Genomic DNA, 16,658 nt, shown 5'->3' with positions numbered 1-16,658 from the left:
TGGATGGGTGGGTGGGTGGATGGGTGGGTGGCTCCCCCGCCTGTCTGCCCCGTGGCGGTGCGAACGGGACCGCCGCTCCGCGGCGGAGTCATCCCACCCACCCACCCGTTCGCCCTGCGACGTACGGCGGGAGTAGGGGCGGGTGGGCGGGAGTTGCCCCCGCGCCCCACGGCGCGAGAAGACGCGGGTGAGCGGGGCTGCCCTGGGGCCCACCACCGGAGACGGACCGGGCGCGTTAAGGGTGTTCTGTGACGTTTCGCCGGAGTCGGGGTGGGCGCGTCGGGGATGTCAGTGGGCGGTGCGAGACTCCGGGGTATGGAGAGTGGGCGGTGGGTCATTCGGGGCGGGGAAGGCCGTGGGGCCGAGCTCGTGCCCATCGGGGACGACGGGCTGCCTGCCGGGCGCGTCGTCCGGGAGCCCGACCTCGCCGAAGCCGTCCGGAAGCGTCCGGCAGTGGCCCGATGGGTCTGGCGGTCCACCGCCGACATCTATCCGCGCCTGCTCGCCGCAGGCGTCCGCGTAGAACGCTGCTACGACATCGAGGCCGCCGAGCTCCTCCTCCTCGGCCACGAGGGCCGCCTCGGCGAGCCCCGCTCCGCCGCAGCCGCCCTCGCCCGCCTCCGCAACGCCCCCGTACCCCCCGATCTGCCGCCCCGCGCCGCCGAGCCCGGCGCGCAGGACTCCCTCTTCGGGCTCTTCGAATCCCGCCCCGGCGGCGTCGACGTATCCCTGACAGACCTCGTCGAGGTCCACGCCGAGCAGCAGCGAAGACACGACGCCACCGACCGCCCCGCCCGCATGCGCCTGCTCACCGCGTCCGAGTCCGCGGGCATGCTGGTGGCCGCCGAGATGAACGCCTCGGGCCTGCCCTGGCGCGCCGACGTCCACCGCGATCTCCTGACCGACCTGCTCGGCGAGCGGTATGCGGGCGGCGGCGAGCCCCGGCGCCTGGCCGAGCTGGCCGACGACGTGTCCGCCGCGTTCGGCCGCCGCGTCCGGCCGGATCTGGCCGCCGACGTCGTGAAGGCCTTCGCGCAGGCGGGCATCAGGGTGAAGTCGACGCGGCGCTGGGAGATCGAGGGGATCGACCACCCCGCGGTGAAGCCCTTCATCGAGTACAAGAAGCTGTACCGGATCTGGACCGCGCACGGCTGGGGCTGGCTCCAGGACTGGGTGCACGACGGCCGTTTCCGCCCCGAGTACACGCCGGGCGGCTCGGTCAGCGGCCGCTGGACGACCAATGGCGGGGGCGCGCTGCAGATCCCCAAGGTCATCCGCAAAGCCGTCGTCGCCGACCCGGGCTGGCGGCTCGTCGTCGCCGACGCCGACCAGATGGAGCCGAGGGTCCTGGCCGCGATCTCCCGCGACCGGGGCCTGATGGAGGTGGCCGGGAGCGAGGAGGACCTCTACACCCGGCTGTCCGACCGCGCGTTCTCCGGTGACCGCGAGCACGCGAAGATCGCGCTGCTCGGCGCGGTGTACGGCCAGACGTCGGGCGACGGCCTGAAGAACCTGGCCGCGCTGCGCCGCCGCTTCCCGCTCGCCGTCGCGTACGTCGACGACGCGGCGAAGGCGGGCGAGGAGGGGCGGCTCGTACGGACGTGGCTTGGCCGGACGAGCCCACCGGCGGCCGGAGCAGGGGACCAGGACGAGGCCGGCATCCCCCAGGAAGCCCCGGCGAACGCGCCCTTCTCGGCGAGCGCAGCGGACTCGGCGGGCGCGGCAGGTTCCGCAGACTCGGCAGGTTCGGCAGCCGGACGTGGCTCCGGCGAGAACGAGTTCACCCCCGGCTATGCCTCGTCCAACGCCCGTGCGCGGGGCCGGTTCACGCGCAACTTCGTGGTGCAGGGCAGCGCCGCCGACTGGGCGCTGCTGATGCTGGCGGCGCTGCGGCGGTCGCTCGCGGAGGGTGGCCTCCGGGCCGAGCTCGTGTTCTTCCAGCACGACGAGGTCATCGTGCACTGCCCCGCCGAGGAGGCGGAGACGGTGGCGCTCGCCGTGCGGGAGGCGGGGGACCTCGCGGGCCGGATCGCCTTCGGGGAGACGCCGGTCCGGTTCCCGTTCACCACGGCCGTCGTGAAGTGCTACGCCGACGCGAAGTGAGACGACCCCTCCGCGTCACGCCCCCCATTGATCCCCTACGCCGAATCCGTCTTCGCCGAATCGTCCGTCGGCCCCCCACCTGTCGGCCCCCCGCCCGTCGCCTCCAACTCGGCCAGCTGTGCCCGGAGTTCACCGAGCACCCGGCTGTCCGTGCCGTCGAGCGCCCGTAGCGCCGCCGTCCACTGTTCGTACGCCTCCTCGGCGCGTCCCGCCGCGCGGAGGAGGATGCCGCGCTGATGGCGGGCCAGGCCCGTCATGTGGGTGTCGCCCCGCTGTTCGGCGTGGTCGAGCAGGGCGGCGCACTCGCGCGTCGCGTCACCGAAACGGAAGAGCTCGCGCAGGGCGCGGACCCGGCCGAGGCGGGCCTGGGACGCACCGTGCCAGTCCTGGTACTCGCCGTGCAGCCGCAGGCTCTCATCGAAGTGCGCGAGGCCTGCGTCGGGTTCGCCGAGGGTGAGATGGGCGTAGCCGATGTTGCAGTGGGCGGACTGGCGGACGACGGCGTGCCCGATGGACTCACCGATCGCGAGGCTGCGTTCATGGTGGCTGATGGCGGCGCGGGCGTCCGTGTGCTCGTAGAGGTTGCCGAGGTGGCTGAGGGTGATGGCCTCGCTGAGCGGGTCGGCGAGTTCCTTGGCGAGGTCCAGGCTCTGGTGGAGGGCGTCGGCGGACTCGGCGTGGCGGCCGAGGCCTTCGAGGAGGAGGCCGCGGTTGTTGAGGCCGCGGCGGACGCAGGACACGATGCCGAGGGTGCGCCAGAGGGCGAGGGCCTCATCGTTCAGGGCCAGGGCCTCACTGCCCCGGCCGGACATGAAGTTCAGCCCTGCGAGGTCGGTGAGGGCCTGCGCCTCGGCGCCGAGGTCACCCTGGCGGCGCGCGGCGGCCAGGGCGAGCGTGCCGAGCGCACCCAGTTCGGTGAGGCGGCCGCGGCGCTGAAGGTACGGGAAGAGGCAGCGGACCAGTACCGGGAGCAGTCCCGCGGGGTCCTTGTGCCGTTCGGCGAGGGCGAGGATGTTCGCGAGTTCGGTGTCGCCCCAGGCGAAGGCGGACCGTGCGGAGAGGGGTGGTTCGGCGGATGCTTCGTAGCCGGACGCTTCGTAGCCGGACGCTTCGTAACCAGACGCTTCGTTGCCAGACGCTTCGTAGGCAGACGCTTCGTAGGCAGACGCTTCGTAGCCAGACGCTTCGTAGCCAGACGCTTCGTAGGCAAACGTGTTGGTCGCCTCAGCTCGACCGGGGCCCTCTGGACGCGCAAGGCAGGCATCCACCCCGCGCAACCGGTCGCTCCGGTCCAGGCCCTCCGGCAGGATCGCCATCAGCGTGCGGCGGGCGGACTCCGCGTACCAGCGGAAGGCCTCTTCCACGATGCCGGACCCCGCCGGGGCACGGCCGGCGGCCTCCCTCGCGAAGTCGCGTACGAGGTCGTGCGGGGTGTACCGGCCGTAGGACGTCTCGTCGAGGAGGGCGACGTCGACGAGGCGGTCGAGGGCCGCCCCCGCGCGCAGTTCGCCGACGCCCAACAGGCGGGCAAGCAGCGGCACTCCGTACGTCGGCAGGTCGAGCGCGCCGATCCGGGCGAGGGCGCGGGCGGCGTCGCGGTCGGCCTCGCGGTCCGAGGTGCGCAGGGCGTCGAGGGCGACGGCCAGGGAACGGCGCACGCTCAGGTCGTCGTACTCCAGGTGGTGCAGCCTGCCCCCGCTGACGGTGAGGAGTTCGACCAGGGCGTCCGGGGTGAGGGCGCGGCGGGCGGCGAGGCGGGCGGCGACGATGCGCAGGGCGAGCGGGAGGCGGCCCGCGAGTTCGACGAGAGGGTGCCCGGCGTCGAGCCCGGCACGGCCGGAGACGGCGCGCAGGAGTGCGGCGCTGTCCCCGTCGGTGAGGAGGTCGAGCGGGAAGCGCGCGGCGCCGTCGAGGGCGGTGAGGGGCGAGCGGCTGGTGACGATGACCGCGCAGCCGGATCCTGCGGGCAACAGGGGGCGGACCTGAGCGGCCGTCGCGGCGTCGTCCAGGACCAGGAGCGTGCGGGTGGGCGCGAGCAGTGAACGGAGCAATGCGCTGGCCGCGTCCGGGGATTCGGGGCTCTCCGGGGTGCGGCGCGGCTCCGCGCCGAGGTCGTGCAGGAGCGCGGCGAGGGCCTGACCGGGGGTGAGTGGGGTCATACCCGGGGTCGCGCCGCGCAGGTTGACGTAGAGCTGGCCGTCCGGGAAATCCTCCCGCAGCGCGTGAGCCACGTGCAGGGCGAGGGCACTCTTGCCCACGCCCGCCATGCCGGAGACGACGGCGACGCGGGCGCCTTCGCCGAGGGCGCGCCGAAGGGCCCGGACGGTACGGGTGCGGCCCGTGAAGTGGGCCGGGCCGGGAGGCAGTTGGGCGGGGTGGGACGCTGCGGTGCGGCCGGTTCGCTCCGGTGGGCCCGCGCTGGTGCGGTCGGCGTCTACTCCGGACTCTCCGGACTCTCCGGACTCTCCGACCTCTCCGGGATCTCCGGGATCTCCGGGATCTCCGGGATCCTCAGCCCCTTCGACCTCTCCAGTCCCTTCGGCCTCTCCGGCACGGCCCGGCTCCCCGCTCCCTGGCGCAACGGATTCGGAGGGACCGGCGACATCGACGGCTTCGGCGGCGGCGGTCGCGTCGCCGCTCTCCCCTGCCCCGGGTACCCGGGCAGCGGCCGGTCCCCGCAGCACCTCCTGATGCGCGTCCCGTACCCCCGCCCCCGGCTCCACGCCGAGTTCCTCGACCAGCCTGCGGCGCAGTTCCCGGTGGACGGCGAGGGCCTCGGCCTGTCGTCCCGTGCGGTGCAGGGCCAGCATCAGCTGGCGGTGGAAGGCCTCGCGGAGGGGGTGTTCGGCGACGAGGGCGGCGAGTTCGGGGACGTGCGCGGCGAGGCCGGTGCCGAGTTCCAGCTCGGCGTCGTACCGCCACTGCAGGACAAGGAGGCGTGCCTCTTCCAAGCGCGGTACGAGGGGGTGGCCCGCCAGCGAATCGGGGAGGCCGCTCAACGGCGCACCGCGCCACAGCGCCAGCGCTTCCGTGGCGTGGTCCGCGACCCGCGCCCAGTCCCGCTCCGCGTGCGCCGCCCGCGCCCCCGCCACCAGACGCTCGAAGACCCGTACGTCCAACTCACTGTCACCGACCCGCAGCCGGTACCCGGGCGGCACCGCGTGCAGCCGCCGCGGATCGTCGAGGAGCCTCCGCAGCCGTGTCACGTGGTTCTGGAGCGAGGCTTGCGCGGACGCGGGCGGAAAGCCGTCCCACAGCGCGTCCTTGAGGACGCTGAGGGAGACGACCTTGTCGGGTTCCAGGAGGAGCGCGGCGAGCAGGGCGCGGCCCTTGGCGCTGCGCACGGGGTGCGGCTCGCCTGCGGCGTCGTACACGGCGGGAGCCCCGAGCAGGCCGAACCGCAGCCCGCATCGCTCACTCACGCCTGTCTCCCCCGTGCCGTCCCGCCATGTCCCGTCATGTCGCCATGTCGCCATGTCGTCATGTCTCGCCGGTGCGTTCCGGCCGGCCGCACCGTACCGGAGGACCGTTGGCCACATGTTAGCGATCTGTTGGTGAACCCTGATCTGATCACTACATCGGATCTGGCCCGCCGGTACTCGCGCACAGCGCGTAACTCGGGGGAGTGTCGCCGCCGCGGCCGGATTCGGGGGCAGAGAGAGCCCCGGTCGGCGGAGGTGAACGACCGGGGCTTTCGCCCCGCCACGTCGCTCGTTCCTGCGTGGCAGTCACCACATCACTCGTTCCTACGTAGCAGTCACCACGTCACTACGTAGACGTCGCCTCACCTCTACGTAGTCGTCGCGACATCTCCACCCCTCTCCTCCCCCCAGCTCCCCCAGGTGTCACGCCACTGGCAGCCGGACCGTGAACATCGAGCCCTTCCCCGGCACGCTCTCCGCCGTCACCGAGCCGTCGTGTGCCTCGACCAGCTTGCGCACGATCGAGAGGCCGAGACCGCTGCCGCCCGTCGCGCGGGTCCGTGACTTGTCGGCGCGCCAGAAGCGGTCGAAGACGTGCGGCAGGTCGGCCGCCGCGATACCCGTACCGGTGTCGGCGACCTCGATCAGTACGGCGTCGTCCGCGGTACGGCAGCTAATGCGGACGCTGCCGCCCTCGGGGGTGTGGCGGACCGCGTTGGAGACGAGGTTGCCGATCGCCTGGCGCAGCCGCAGCGGGTCGGCCCGCACCCACGGATCGCCGAACACGGTGGCCCTGAGCCGGACCCCGGCCGCGTCCGCGCGCGCCTGGTGCGCCGCCGCCACCTGGTCGGCGATCTCGGCGGCGCGCACCGCCTCACGGTGCAGCCGGAGCGTGCCCGCGTCGGCGGCGGCCAGGTCCTGCAGGTCGTCGACGACGTGCTGGAGCAGCAGGGCCTCTTCGAGGAGCGAGGTGACCAGCTCCGGGTCGGTGTCGACGACACCGTCCTCCGCGGCCTCCAGCCAGCCGCGGATGTTGGACAGCGGAGTGCGCAGCTCGTGCGCCACGTCGCTCACCATCGCCTTGCGCTGTTCCTCCAGGGCCTTGCGGTGGGCCGCCATATCGTTGAAAGCGGCGGCCAGTTGGCTGATCTCGCCCGCCGAGCGGGTGACGCGCGCGGGGACCGGTTCGCTCGTCTCGCCCGCCTTCATGCGCCGCGTCGCGGTGGTGAGCGCGCGCAGCGGCCGGGTGAGCCGGGTCGCGGCGAACGCGGTGACGGCGACGGTGACGGCGAGGACGGCCGCGGCGAGCCCGGCCAGACGCACGGTGTTGCCTCGGGAGAGGCTGAAGCCGGGCGTGCTGCGGGTGCCGTCGGAGCTGGTGATGAAGAGCAGCGCGGGTGACGAGACGTAGGGGCCGAGCTGCTCGCGGCGCGCGGTGTCGACGCAGGAGGCGGTGGCGGCGGCCCTGGCGGCCGCGGCGGGGTCGACGGCGCTGCTGTCGGCCGCCCCGGCAGGGCCGAGTTCCGCTTCGGCCCTCTCGGGGTCGACGTCGGGCGTCACGGGCGGGGTCGACGGCACGGCGGCGGTGACCGGCTTCGGACCGGTCCGCCCGGTCAGGTCGAGGCCGACCATGACGGGGCCGAGACCGTGCCGCTTCATGCAGGCCTCGGCGAGGGAGTTGAGCTTCTTGAGGGCCTTCTGCTCGGTCTCGGTGGGCATTTCGAGCGGGGGCATGCGGCAGCGGTACTTCAGGAACTCGTCCGGGTCGTGGCTCACCTGGACGGTGGGGCGGCCGCCCGGGCCGACGACGACCTGGACGCCCGCGCCGAGGTCGGCCAGGCAGCCCGCGCTCTTGTCGGCCGCTGCCTTGAGCCGGTCGCGTTCCGCCGTGGTGAGGCGGTACGGGCCGACCGCGCGCGGGTCGATGCGGTCGGCGGTCGCGTCCTTGGCGTTTGTATTCGCGTTCGTATTCGCGTTCGTGTCCTCGTCCGTACGTCCCGGGGACAGCGTGGAGTCGACGGCGAGCGGGTCGAGGACGGCGGAGGCGGTCGGAGGGAGGGAGGTACGCCTGGAGTCGTCCTTTACGGAACCTTCCTTACTGGGGTCCTCCTTGCCGGGGTCCTCCTTGCCGAGGTCCTCCTTGCCGGTGCTCTCGTTGCCAGTGCCAGTGCTCTTCTTGCCGGGTCCGTCCTTCTTGGAGCCTCCTTCTGAGGGGGCATCTGCCGACGAGCCAGCCGTCGACGGACCCTGCCCCTTCGGAGCCGCCGAGTCCGCGATGATCTTGCGGTCCTGTGTGGTGAGGGCGATACGGCGGCCGGTGCTCCGGGCCAGTTCGCGGACGGCCTTGTCGGCGCCCCGCCACTCCGGAGCGCTTGCGCCGACGCCGAGGAGCCTGTCGTAGATGCGGGCGTCGTCGGCGAGGACCTGGCCCTGTTCCTGCCGCAGCGCACCGGATGTCGTCTGCGCCGCGAGCCACGCGGTGGCGGCGATCGAGCCGATGGAGACCAGCACGGACACGGCGAGGAGGCGGGCGAGGAGGCTCTTGCGGAGCGGAATGTCACGCGCCACGTCGTGCCGCCGCCCCGTTCGTCGTCGCCCCGTTTGGCTCCGCCCCGTTCGTCGCCATTCCGTCAGTCGCCGAGCCGTTCGCCGCAGGCCCGCCCGCGCCCGTCAGCTTGTACCCCACCCCGAAGACCGTCACGAGGCGGTCGGGGTGGCTCGGGTCGGTCTCGATCTTCTTGCGCAGGTTGAGGATGTGCACGTCGACTGTGCGCGCGGATATGTAACCGGACGAGCCGTGGATCCGGTCCAGGAGCTGGGGGCGCGTGAAGACGCGGTCCGGTTCCTCCGCGAGCGCCGACAGCAGGTCGAACTCGCCCGGCGTGCAGTCGACGTGGCGTCCGTCGACCGTCACCTCGTGCCGCAGCGGGTCGACGACGAGGCCCGCGACGCGCAGGACCCGCCGGTCGGCGCCGGACAGCGGCACGTGGATGCCGCTCGCGCGGCGCAGCAGCGTCCGCACCCGGGCCATCAGCTCGCGGGGACTGTACGGCTTGGTGAGGTAGTCGTCGACGCCCAGGTCGAGCCCTTCGAGCAGGTCGTCCTCGGTGGAGCGGGCCGTCAGCATCAGGATCGGCAGCCGGGACAGCTCGGGCGGCTCGTCGGCGGCCCGCAGGAGCCGAGTGACCTCCAGACCGTCGGTGCCGGGCATCATGACGTCGAGGATCAGCAGGTCCGGCGGCCGGTGCCGCACCGCGGCGAGGGCGGCGGATCCGTCATGGACGACGGCGACGGCGTGGCCCTCGCGCTCCAGATAGCGGCGGACCAGCTCGGCCTGTTTCTCGTCGTCCTCCGCGACCAGGACAAAAGCGCACATGGCGTTGAGGATAGGCATGACCGGCCTGTTGCAGGAGAGGCAAATGGGATCCGTACGGAGGGCTGACAGGATCCTCATATGTGCCTGCCAGCCTGAACGCGCCGAGGCTTGTACCCGTCAGCCCGTCAGCCAGCCCGTCAGATCTCGATGCCCCCGTGTTCGGTCCGGCGTCGGCTGAGACATGAGACATGAGACGGCACAACCTAGGCCCACCTGAGCCCATCTAAGCCCACCTAGGCCTTGTCGCGGCCCGGGGCGGGGCGGTCCACCGCCTGGGAGAGGTCCCCGTTGGTCCAGGCGTAGACGGTGTTCCCGAGCACCGCGACCCGGTACTGGTGGAAGTCGCCGCACTCGGTGCGGGACCGCGTCGGCGTGCGGTCCGGCCACCAGGACGCGTCGAGCTTCGGCTCACCGATCCGGGACGCACCGGCCCCGCAGTCCGCACCCCGGCCCGCCCACGCACCCGCGCCACCACGCTCGACCCGGTCGCCACGCGCGACTCGGTCACCACGGTCACCACGGTCACCCGCGCCGAGCGTGAAGCGGATCAGCTTCGCCTCACCGGTCGTCTTCACCTTCACCTTGACGTTCTCGGCGTCCTTCGGAATCCAGGCGGGCAGCACGAACGCAAGGTCGCCCTTGGCCGGTGCGTCGGCCGCCGTCGCGAAGGACTTCGTCTTCTCCTTGAAGACGTGCTCGCTGACGGCGTCCGGCATCAGCGCGCTGTCCTTGAGCGCGGGCGCCGCGACGGCGACGGTGCCTGCGGCGACCAGGCACCCGGTCACGATGAGGACGACGGCACCGGCCTTCTTCTTGCCGATCCCGGCCTTCTTCTTGTTCAGGGACATGCGACCAGTCTTCGGCCCCCGCCCCCCGATCTCGTACGGCCACAGAACGAAAAGCCACCTCCGCCAAGAGACAAAGGTCGTACCCGGTGTCCCCCTCAAGACGTACGGGAAGCCACCCCCGGAACCCCGAGCGCCCCGAGCTCCCCCAACGCCCCCAGCGCCCCCAGCGCCCCCAACGCCTCCGCGAGAACCTCAGGCGGCGGCGACGCGAGGCCGATCCGTACCGCGTCGGGCGCGGAGTGGCCGTCAGCGACGAAGGCCGAGCCCGGCGTGACGGCGATGCCCCGGTCGACCGCCGCCGCGACGAACGTCTCCGCGCGCCACGGCGCGGGCAGCTCCCACCAGCAGTAATACGCGCGTGGATCGGTACGGAACCGGCCCTTCGCCCCCGCGTCGATCAGCCGCTCCCGCACGATGCGGTGCCGTACGGCCGCGTCGGCGCGTTTGGCCGCCGTCAACGTCTCCACGGTCCCGTCGGAGACCCACCGCACGGCTGCCGCCAGGTTGAACGCACCCGCCGTCCACGCCCCTGACCGCAGGCTGCGCGCGAGGGCGTCCACGTGGGCGGGCGGAGCGGCGAGCATGCCGACCGTGAGGCCGGGTGCCAGACGCTTGGAGAGGCTGTCCACGAAGACGACGCGTCCGGGCAGCAGGGCGGCGAGCGGAGGGGGCGCGTCCGGGGCGAGGAACCCCCACGTACCGTCCTCGACGGCGCACACGCCCAACCCATCGATGACATCGGCCAGTTGCTGCCGCCGCTCCTCCCCCGACGTCACCGACAGCGGATTCTGCAGGGTCGGCTGTACGTAGACACCGCTGAGGGGAGCCTTCCGGTGGGCGTCGGCGAGCGCGTCGGGCAGCATGCCCTGATCGTCCATGGCGACCGGCACGAGCCGCACGCCGAGCTGCCCGGCGATGGCCTTCACCAGCGGGTACGTCACTTCCTCGACGCCGATGCGGCCGCCGGGGCGGGCCAGTGAGGAGAGCGCGGCGGCGATGGCTTGGCGACTGTTGCCCGCGAACAGCACCCGTTCCGGCTCCGGCCGCCAGCCACTGCGCGCGAGTACGGAGGCGGCGGCCTCCCGCGCCTGCGGGGTGCCGTCGGGCGCCGTGGTCCGCGTCGACTCCAGCAGCACGTCGGGCCGCAGCAGGGGCGCGAGGGACCTGCTCATGAGCTCCGACTGGCCCACGGTCACCGGGTAGTTGAGCTCGAGGTTGACGGCCGGGGGCACGGGGCGGCCGGGCGGGCTCTCTGTCAGGGCGGCGCCGCCGGGATGCGGGGCGGCGGCCCGTACGAAGGTGCCGCGCCCCACTTCGCCGACGACCAGGCCCCGCCGCGCGAGCTCTCCGTACACGCGGATGGCCGTGGAGTTGGCGATCCGTCTGCGCCGGGCGAAGACCCGCTGCGGAGGCAGCTGTTCCCCGGCCCGCAGCATCCCGGCCTCGATCTCCCGTGCCACGTCATCGGCAACCCGCCGGAAGTCGTCCCGCTGAGCCATCCCGCACCCCAACCCCACACTGCCTGTTGGCCCTTGACCATTTGCCCTTGACCATTTGCCCTTGACCTTTGGGCTTTGACCTTTGGGCTTTGACCTTTGGGCTTTGACCTTTGGCCATCACTCATTGCACCGAGAGCAAAGATCTTATTGCACCGATAAGTTCCCCCGCCTAGCCTCCTCACATGGCTACCGCGCAGCTCAACGGCATCACGATCGGTTACGACGACGAGAGAGCAGGCGAAGGCGGAGGCGGGGATGGAGGCGGAGGCGGAGGCGGGGATGGAGGCCGAGACGGCACCGAGAGCACCCTCGTCCTCCTCCACGGCCACCCCTTCGACCGCTCCATGTGGGCCCCGCAGCGTGCCGCCTTCGCCGCGACGCACCGCGTCATCACCCCGGACCTGCGCGGGTACGGCGCATCGACCGTCGTCCCCGGCGTAACCGGATTCGCCACGTTCGCCGAGGACCTCGCGGCCCTCCTGGACCACTTGGACGTACGGGAGTTCGCGCTTGGCGGCCTCTCCATGGGCGGCCAGATCGTGATGGAGTGCTACCGCCTGTTTCCGGAGCGCATCACGGGGCTCCTCCTCGCGGACACCTTCCCCGCGGCCGAGACCCCGGACGGCAAGGCCCACCGCAACGCACTCGCCGACCGGCTCCTCGCCGAGGGCATGAAGGGGTACGCGGACGACGTGCGGGACAAGATGGTGGCCCCGTACAACACGGAGGCGTCCGCTCAGGTCCACCGCATGATGCTGGCCGCCCCGCCCGAGGGAGCGGCCGCCGCGCTGCGCGGCCGGGCCGAACGCCCCGACTACCGCGACCTGTTGACCCGTGTCGACGTGCCGTCCCTCGTGGTCGTGGGCCGCGACGACACGTACACCCCTGTCTCCGACGCCGAGGCCATGCACGCCGCGCTCCCCGACTCCGCGCTGCACATCGTGGAATCGGCGGCCCACCTGCCGAACCTGGAACGCCCCGACGAGTTCAACTCCGCGCTCCGCACCTGGCTGTCCCGTATCTCCTGATCACCCACCTCCCGATCACCCCTACCAGGTGGGCCGCGCCCCCACCCCGCCGTCCACCACCAGGTCGACCCCGGTGATCCAGGACGCCGCGTCCGAGGCGAGGAACACGCAGGCACTGCCGACGTCCTCGGGCCGCCCGAGCCGCCCGAGCGGTGCCGCCCGGCCCCACCGCGCCACTCCGTCGGGCCAGTCCTCGGCGAGGCCCGGCCGGTCGATCAGACCGGGCGAGACACTGTTGACGCGGATGCCGCGAGGCCCGTACTCCAGGGCCGCCGAGCGGGCCAGCATGATCAGGGCGGCCTTGGACGCGCTGTAGTGCGCATGGCCGGGCGCGGGGCTCGACCCTTCGATCGACGCGATCTGGGTGACCGTGCCGCCGCCGTCCTGCCCGGCCATGACCTCGGCGCCCGCCTGCGTACAGCAGAACGCACTCGTCACGTTCGCCTCCGCGAGCTCCCGCCAGTCCGCGGCCGTCATGCCGGTGAGCTCTTGCAGCGGCTGAATCCCGGCACTGTTGACCAGCGCGTCCAGGCGCCCCCGCCAGGCGTGCGCCCTCTCCACGAGGCGGTGGCACTCCTCCTCCGCCGTCAGGTCCGCCGGTACGGCGACGGCGTCACCGCCCGCCGCCACGATCCGTCCGGCCAGCTCCTCGGCCCGCTGCCCGCCGCGCCGGTAGTGGACCACGACGGCGGCGCCCGCCTGCGCGAACCGCCAGGCGATCCCGGCGCCGATACCGCCGCTCGCCCCGGTGACCAGGGCGACACGCCCCGAAAGACCGGGCAACGCGTCGTCACGCATGTCATCACGCATGTCGTCCCGCATGTCATCACGCATCGAAGTCGCCGCCCTCTCCTCGCATCCGCAGCGGTTCGCCGGGGCGGCACAACTCCCGGACGAGCCGCTCCCGCCCCGGATAACGCGCGCTCAACTCGTCGGCGTCCCCGCCCTCGTAGTCCTCGTCGACGAATCCCGGCGCCATCGTGGTGCCGAAGAGTGCCCACCCGTACCGTCCGCCACGGCCGACCCGCGCCCCCATCCACGTCCCCGCCGGGACCACCAGCTGTACGTGGCCGTCGGGGCCCAGGACCGTCGTCCGGTCCGTGCCGTCAGGGGCGAGGAGCAGCATTTCCAGCGCGTCGCCCTCGTAGAAGTGCCAGACCTCGTCGGTGGGGAGCCGGTGCAGGGCGGAGAAGTCGCCGGGTGCGGTGGTCAGGAGTACGACGATCGCCGAGCCGACGGGGCGCCCCGTGGCATCCGGCGGGCCCGTCCAGGTCCGTCGGAACAGTCCGCCCTCCACCGGCAGCGGCCTCAGCCCGTGCCGCGCGGCCACCTCTTCAGCTGTTTCGACTTTTTCGACCATGGCCGATCGCTCCCCGGCCCAGGAGCGTCATAACCGCGGAGCTCCACCCGCGTTGCGGCACCGCCCCCCTGGCCTTACGGGCTGACCGAGCGCCAGATCCGGTCGGGCAGCACGCGCGCGGCCTCATCGAGGTCGACGTCGTCGATGCCGGACAGCCAACGGCGCGCGGTCGCGACGACGGGGCCCATGACAAGCGCCTCGACCAAGGGCACGGGAAGCGGCGCGAGTTCACCTGACGCGAGGTGCGCCTGCACCCAGTCGGCCAGCGGCGACAGCCTGGCCTCCTGAGTGTCACGGAGCTGCCTGGCCCGCGCCATCCCGACCCGGTCGGCGTAGGACGAGTGCAGGAGGCGGGCTGCGTCCGGGTGCTCCTGGACGAAGGCCAAGTAGGCCCGTACGAGGGCACGGACCCCGGTACGGGCGGTGCGGGAGGCCGTGACGGCTGCGGTCAGCTCGTCGAGCAGTCGGCCGAGCCAGCGCAGCAGCAGCGCGTTCATGAGCCCATCGACGCTGCCGAAGTGGTGGTAGAGGCTGCCGAGGCTGACTCCGCTTGTCCTGCCGAGGGCGTGGACGGTGACGCCCCGCTCACCGGACTCCGCGTATACCTGCAGCGCCGCGACCAGGAGACGATCGGCGGTTTCCGCGCCGCGTTGTTGCTTGGGACTCATCGTGACAACCAGCGTAGAGCACTCCATTTCCACGGCCGCGCACGTAAGGGGAAGGGGAATGGAGGGAGGTAGAAGTGGAATGGATTTCTAGAAAGATCTTCCACTCGGGTCGATCAATGGGCCAGACTGAGGCGGGACTGCGGGTCCGGCCGGGGGAGGCCGGTGAACGGGGAGAGCGTGAACGGGGCAGGCAGGACAGGCGGGGCAAGCGGAGCCGACGGGGCGAGCGGGGACGACGGGGCGGGCGGGGGCGACGCGGCGAACGGGCACGACGGGGCGGGCGGGCACGACGGGGCGGGCGGGCACGACGGGGCGGGCGGGGACGACGGGGCGGGCGGGGACGACCGGTTCGATCTGACGGGCAGCGGCGCCGAACCGCTGCGCCCGCAGGACCCGCGGCGGATCGGGACGATCCCCCTGGTGGGTCGGCTCGGCGCCGGCGGCATGGGACGGGTGTACCTCGGCGTCGTCGACGGGCGGTACGCCGCCGTCAAGCAGATGCTGGCGTCCGTCGTCGCCGAGGACCGGGGGTTCCTGCGCCGCTTCGGTCAGGAGATGGACAACCTCGCCCGGCTTCCGGCCGACGCCACCGCGCCCCTCCTCGCGAGCGACCGCACCGCCGAACCCCCCTGGTTCGCCACCGCGTACGTGCCCGGCATCACCCTGTCCGAGGCCATCGAGCAGCACGGCGGCGCGCTCTCCGGCGACGCCCTGTGGCTGCTGCTGCGCGAGGTCGCCGAGGGCCTGACGGCGGTGCACGGCGGCGCCATGGTCCACCGGGACCTCAAACCGTCGAACGTCATGCTGACCCTCGACGGCGTCACCCTCATCGATTTCGGCATCGCCCGCGCCGCCGAGCAGAGCCAGCTGACGCAGACCGGCCTCGTCGTCGGTACGCCCGCGTACATGTCGCCCGAACAGGCCTCGGGGAAGAGGGGGTTGACCAGCGCGTCCGACATCTTCGCGCTGGGCCTCCTCGTCGGCTACGCGGCGAGCGGCCGCTGGCCGTTCACCGACGCGGGCGAGGGCAGTCCGCTCTACCGCATCGTGCACGACGAGCCCGACTTGGCGCCGCTGCGCGAGCGCGACGCCGAGCTGGCGGAGCTCGTCGCGACCTGCCTGGACAAGGACCCCGAGGGCCGCCCGACCGCCCCCGAGCTGGTGCGACTCGCCGCCCAGCGCGGCGCACCGGCCGCTCCCGCCTGGCCCGGTCCCGTCAGGGACATGCTGACGGAACGGGCCACCTTCGCCGCGCAGACCCCGCCGACGACACTCACACTCACGGACGCCTCACCGACCCCACGGACCCCACCGACCCCACGGACCACGCCGTCAACGACCCCCTCGACCGCCCCGGAGAGCACGCCCGAGGCCGCACCCCCACGGCGCGAGCGTCGGCGGACACGCATCATGCTGGCCGTCGTCCCCGTCGTGGTGGTCTCGGCGGGAGCGACCCTCGCCCTCCAGAACCTGCCGTTCGTCAGCGGGTCGGACACCGCGGCGGGCTCGACGCCGTCCGCCTCCGTCGCGGCACCCGCCGACCCTTCGCAGCCGTCCGACACGGACGGCGCGGCGAAGCCGGGGTCGAAGAAGTCGAAGGACCCGAAGAAGTCCAAGGGGTCCGAGGACTCCGAAGACTCCAAGGACCCCAAGAACAAGAACAAGAACGAGAACAGAGGCAAAGACAAGGGCGGTTCGTCGCGGGACGACGGGGAGGGCGGCGGGACTGCGGGGGCCGGAGGGAAGGACAATTCCACTGGCTCCGGGGTTTCCGGTGGTTCCGGTTCCGGTTCTGGTTCCGGTTCGGGAAGTTCCGGCGACCTCGGTGGCTCGGAAGACGACGACTCATCCAGCTCCGGCTCCGGCTCAGGTTCCGGATCGGGTTCCGGCTCGCCCTCCACCGGCCCCTTCCGCCTGAAGAACGCGGATAACGACGCGTGCCTCACGCAGGTGTACGGCTCCGCTGACGACGGCAGTTGCCGCGACCCTAGCGCCTCCTGGAAGACCGTGCCCGCGGAGAACAACAGCTTCAAGGTCGTCAACAAGCAGTCCGGCTCCTGCCTGGTCGCCAACATGCTCGGCCAGGCCGTCTTCGTCGGTGACTGCACCCAGGGCAGCGCACGCCTCTGGCGCTGGGGCTCGGGCGGCACCCTGAAGAGCACGAGCAACAGCGGCTGCCTGGATCTGGCCTACGGGGGCGGCGTGGCCACCGCCTCGTGCGCGTCGGGCAAGGACTCGCAGCGCTGGGCACGATAACCCCCGTACGCACGGACCGCCCGTACGTACAGGAACCGCCCGTACGCACAGAAACCGCCGGTACACACAGAAACCGCCCGTACGGACAGAAGCCACCC

Annotated in this window: 11 protein-coding genes; 3 read left to right on the top strand and 8 right to left on the bottom strand. The window is 72.5% G+C overall.

Annotated elements, in window-relative coordinates; translation table 11 throughout:
* Positions 1 to 315 precede the first annotated feature (315 nt).
* Positions 316 to 2,103: a bifunctional 3'-5' exonuclease/DNA polymerase gene (locus ABZ953_RS20435; protein WP_361725604.1), complete on the top strand. Its 1,788-nt coding sequence runs from the start codon at positions 316 to 318 to the stop codon at positions 2,101 to 2,103.
* A gap of 35 nt (positions 2,104 to 2,138) precedes the next feature.
* Here ABZ953_RS20435 and ABZ953_RS20430 read toward each other — a convergent pair whose 3' ends face one another.
* The 5 genes from ABZ953_RS20430 to ABZ953_RS20410 all read right to left on the bottom strand — a co-directional run bounded on the left by ABZ953_RS20430 (position 2,139) and on the right by ABZ953_RS20410 (position 11,248).
* A complete protein-coding gene (locus ABZ953_RS20430; protein ID WP_361725601.1) occupies positions 2,139 to 5,525 on the bottom strand; it encodes a BTAD domain-containing putative transcriptional regulator in 3,387 nt (1,128 codons plus the stop codon).
* A 423-nt stretch (positions 5,526 to 5,948) separates the two neighbouring features.
* Complete coding sequence (locus tag ABZ953_RS20425; RefSeq protein WP_361725598.1) at positions 5,949 to 8,093, bottom strand: HAMP domain-containing sensor histidine kinase; 2,145 nt, start codon at positions 8,091 to 8,093, stop codon at positions 5,949 to 5,951.
* On the bottom strand, positions 8,083 to 8,901 hold the full coding sequence (locus tag ABZ953_RS20420) for a response regulator transcription factor (RefSeq protein WP_361725595.1): 819 nt from the start codon (positions 8,899 to 8,901) through the stop codon (positions 8,083 to 8,085). Before ABZ953_RS20420 ends, ABZ953_RS20425 begins: the two co-directional genes overlap by 11 nt.
* Before the next feature lie 233 nt (positions 8,902 to 9,134).
* The gene (locus ABZ953_RS20415) at positions 9,135 to 9,749 is read right to left on the bottom strand and encodes a hypothetical protein (protein WP_361725593.1); all 615 of its coding nucleotides are present in this window, start codon (positions 9,747 to 9,749) and stop codon (positions 9,135 to 9,137) included.
* Between the two features lie 95 nt (positions 9,750 to 9,844).
* Positions 9,845 to 11,248, bottom strand: a complete 1,404-nt coding sequence (locus ABZ953_RS20410) for a PLP-dependent aminotransferase family protein (protein ID WP_361725590.1) — start codon at positions 11,246 to 11,248, stop codon at positions 9,845 to 9,847.
* A gap of 182 nt (positions 11,249 to 11,430) precedes the next feature.
* Between ABZ953_RS20410 and ABZ953_RS20405 the strand changes: the two genes are divergently transcribed.
* Complete coding sequence (locus tag ABZ953_RS20405; RefSeq protein WP_361725587.1) at positions 11,431 to 12,276, top strand: alpha/beta fold hydrolase; 846 nt, start codon at positions 11,431 to 11,433, stop codon at positions 12,274 to 12,276.
* A 21-nt stretch (positions 12,277 to 12,297) separates the two neighbouring features.
* On the opposite strand, the gene ABZ953_RS20400 is transcribed toward ABZ953_RS20405, so the two are convergent.
* The 3 genes from ABZ953_RS20400 to ABZ953_RS20390 form a co-directional block, all read right to left on the bottom strand.
* Positions 12,298 to 13,110 carry a glucose 1-dehydrogenase gene (locus tag ABZ953_RS20400; protein ID WP_361725584.1) on the bottom strand — a complete coding sequence of 271 codons (813 nt, stop codon included), beginning with the start codon at positions 13,108 to 13,110 and terminating at the stop codon, positions 12,298 to 12,300.
* A complete protein-coding gene (locus ABZ953_RS20395) occupies positions 13,103 to 13,636 on the bottom strand; it encodes a cupin domain-containing protein (RefSeq protein ID WP_361725581.1) in 534 nt (177 codons plus the stop codon). Before ABZ953_RS20395 ends, ABZ953_RS20400 begins: the two co-directional genes overlap by 8 nt.
* Positions 13,637 to 13,710: 74 nt before the next feature.
* Positions 13,711 to 14,304 (bottom strand): TetR/AcrR family transcriptional regulator, encoded by a 594-nt coding sequence (locus ABZ953_RS20390; protein WP_361725578.1) that lies wholly within the window; start codon positions 14,302 to 14,304, stop codon positions 13,711 to 13,713.
* A gap of 162 nt (positions 14,305 to 14,466) precedes the next feature.
* Between ABZ953_RS20390 and ABZ953_RS20385 the strand changes: the two genes are divergently transcribed.
* Positions 14,467 to 16,560 carry a protein kinase gene (locus tag ABZ953_RS20385; RefSeq protein WP_361725576.1) on the top strand — a complete coding sequence of 698 codons (2,094 nt, stop codon included), beginning with the start codon at positions 14,467 to 14,469 and terminating at the stop codon, positions 16,558 to 16,560.
* Positions 16,561 to 16,658: the final 98 nt, after the last annotated feature.

The organism is Streptomyces sp. NPDC046465, assembly GCF_040646035.1.
In the GTDB taxonomy this organism is placed as follows: domain Bacteria; phylum Actinomycetota; class Actinomycetes; order Streptomycetales; family Streptomycetaceae; genus Streptomyces.
Note: the sequence above shows the minus strand (reverse complement) of the source record. Positions and strands in the feature narration are given on the sequence as shown.

What these genes read in the sequence shown, in the direction of transcription:
- ABZ953_RS20420 (WP_361725595.1), bottom strand. Translation starts at nt 8,901, where the DNA reads ATGTGCGCTTTTGTCCTGGTCGCGGAGGACGACGAGAAACAGGCCGAG.
- ABZ953_RS20435 (WP_361725604.1), top strand. Translation starts at nt 316, where the DNA reads ATGGAGAGTGGGCGGTGGGTCATTCGGGGCGGGGAAGGCCGTGGGGCC.
- ABZ953_RS20400 (WP_361725584.1), bottom strand. Translation starts at nt 13,110, where the DNA reads ATGCGTGATGACATGCGGGACGACATGCGTGATGACATGCGTGACGAC.
- ABZ953_RS20405 (WP_361725587.1), top strand. Translation starts at nt 11,431, where the DNA reads ATGGCTACCGCGCAGCTCAACGGCATCACGATCGGTTACGACGACGAG.
- ABZ953_RS20390 (WP_361725578.1), bottom strand. Translation starts at nt 14,304, where the DNA reads ATGAGTCCCAAGCAACAACGCGGCGCGGAAACCGCCGATCGTCTCCTG.
- ABZ953_RS20415 (WP_361725593.1), bottom strand. Translation starts at nt 9,749, where the DNA reads ATGTCCCTGAACAAGAAGAAGGCCGGGATCGGCAAGAAGAAGGCCGGT.
- ABZ953_RS20410 (WP_361725590.1), bottom strand. Translation starts at nt 11,248, where the DNA reads ATGGCTCAGCGGGACGACTTCCGGCGGGTTGCCGATGACGTGGCACGG.
- ABZ953_RS20395 (WP_361725581.1), bottom strand. Translation starts at nt 13,636, where the DNA reads ATGGTCGAAAAAGTCGAAACAGCTGAAGAGGTGGCCGCGCGGCACGGG.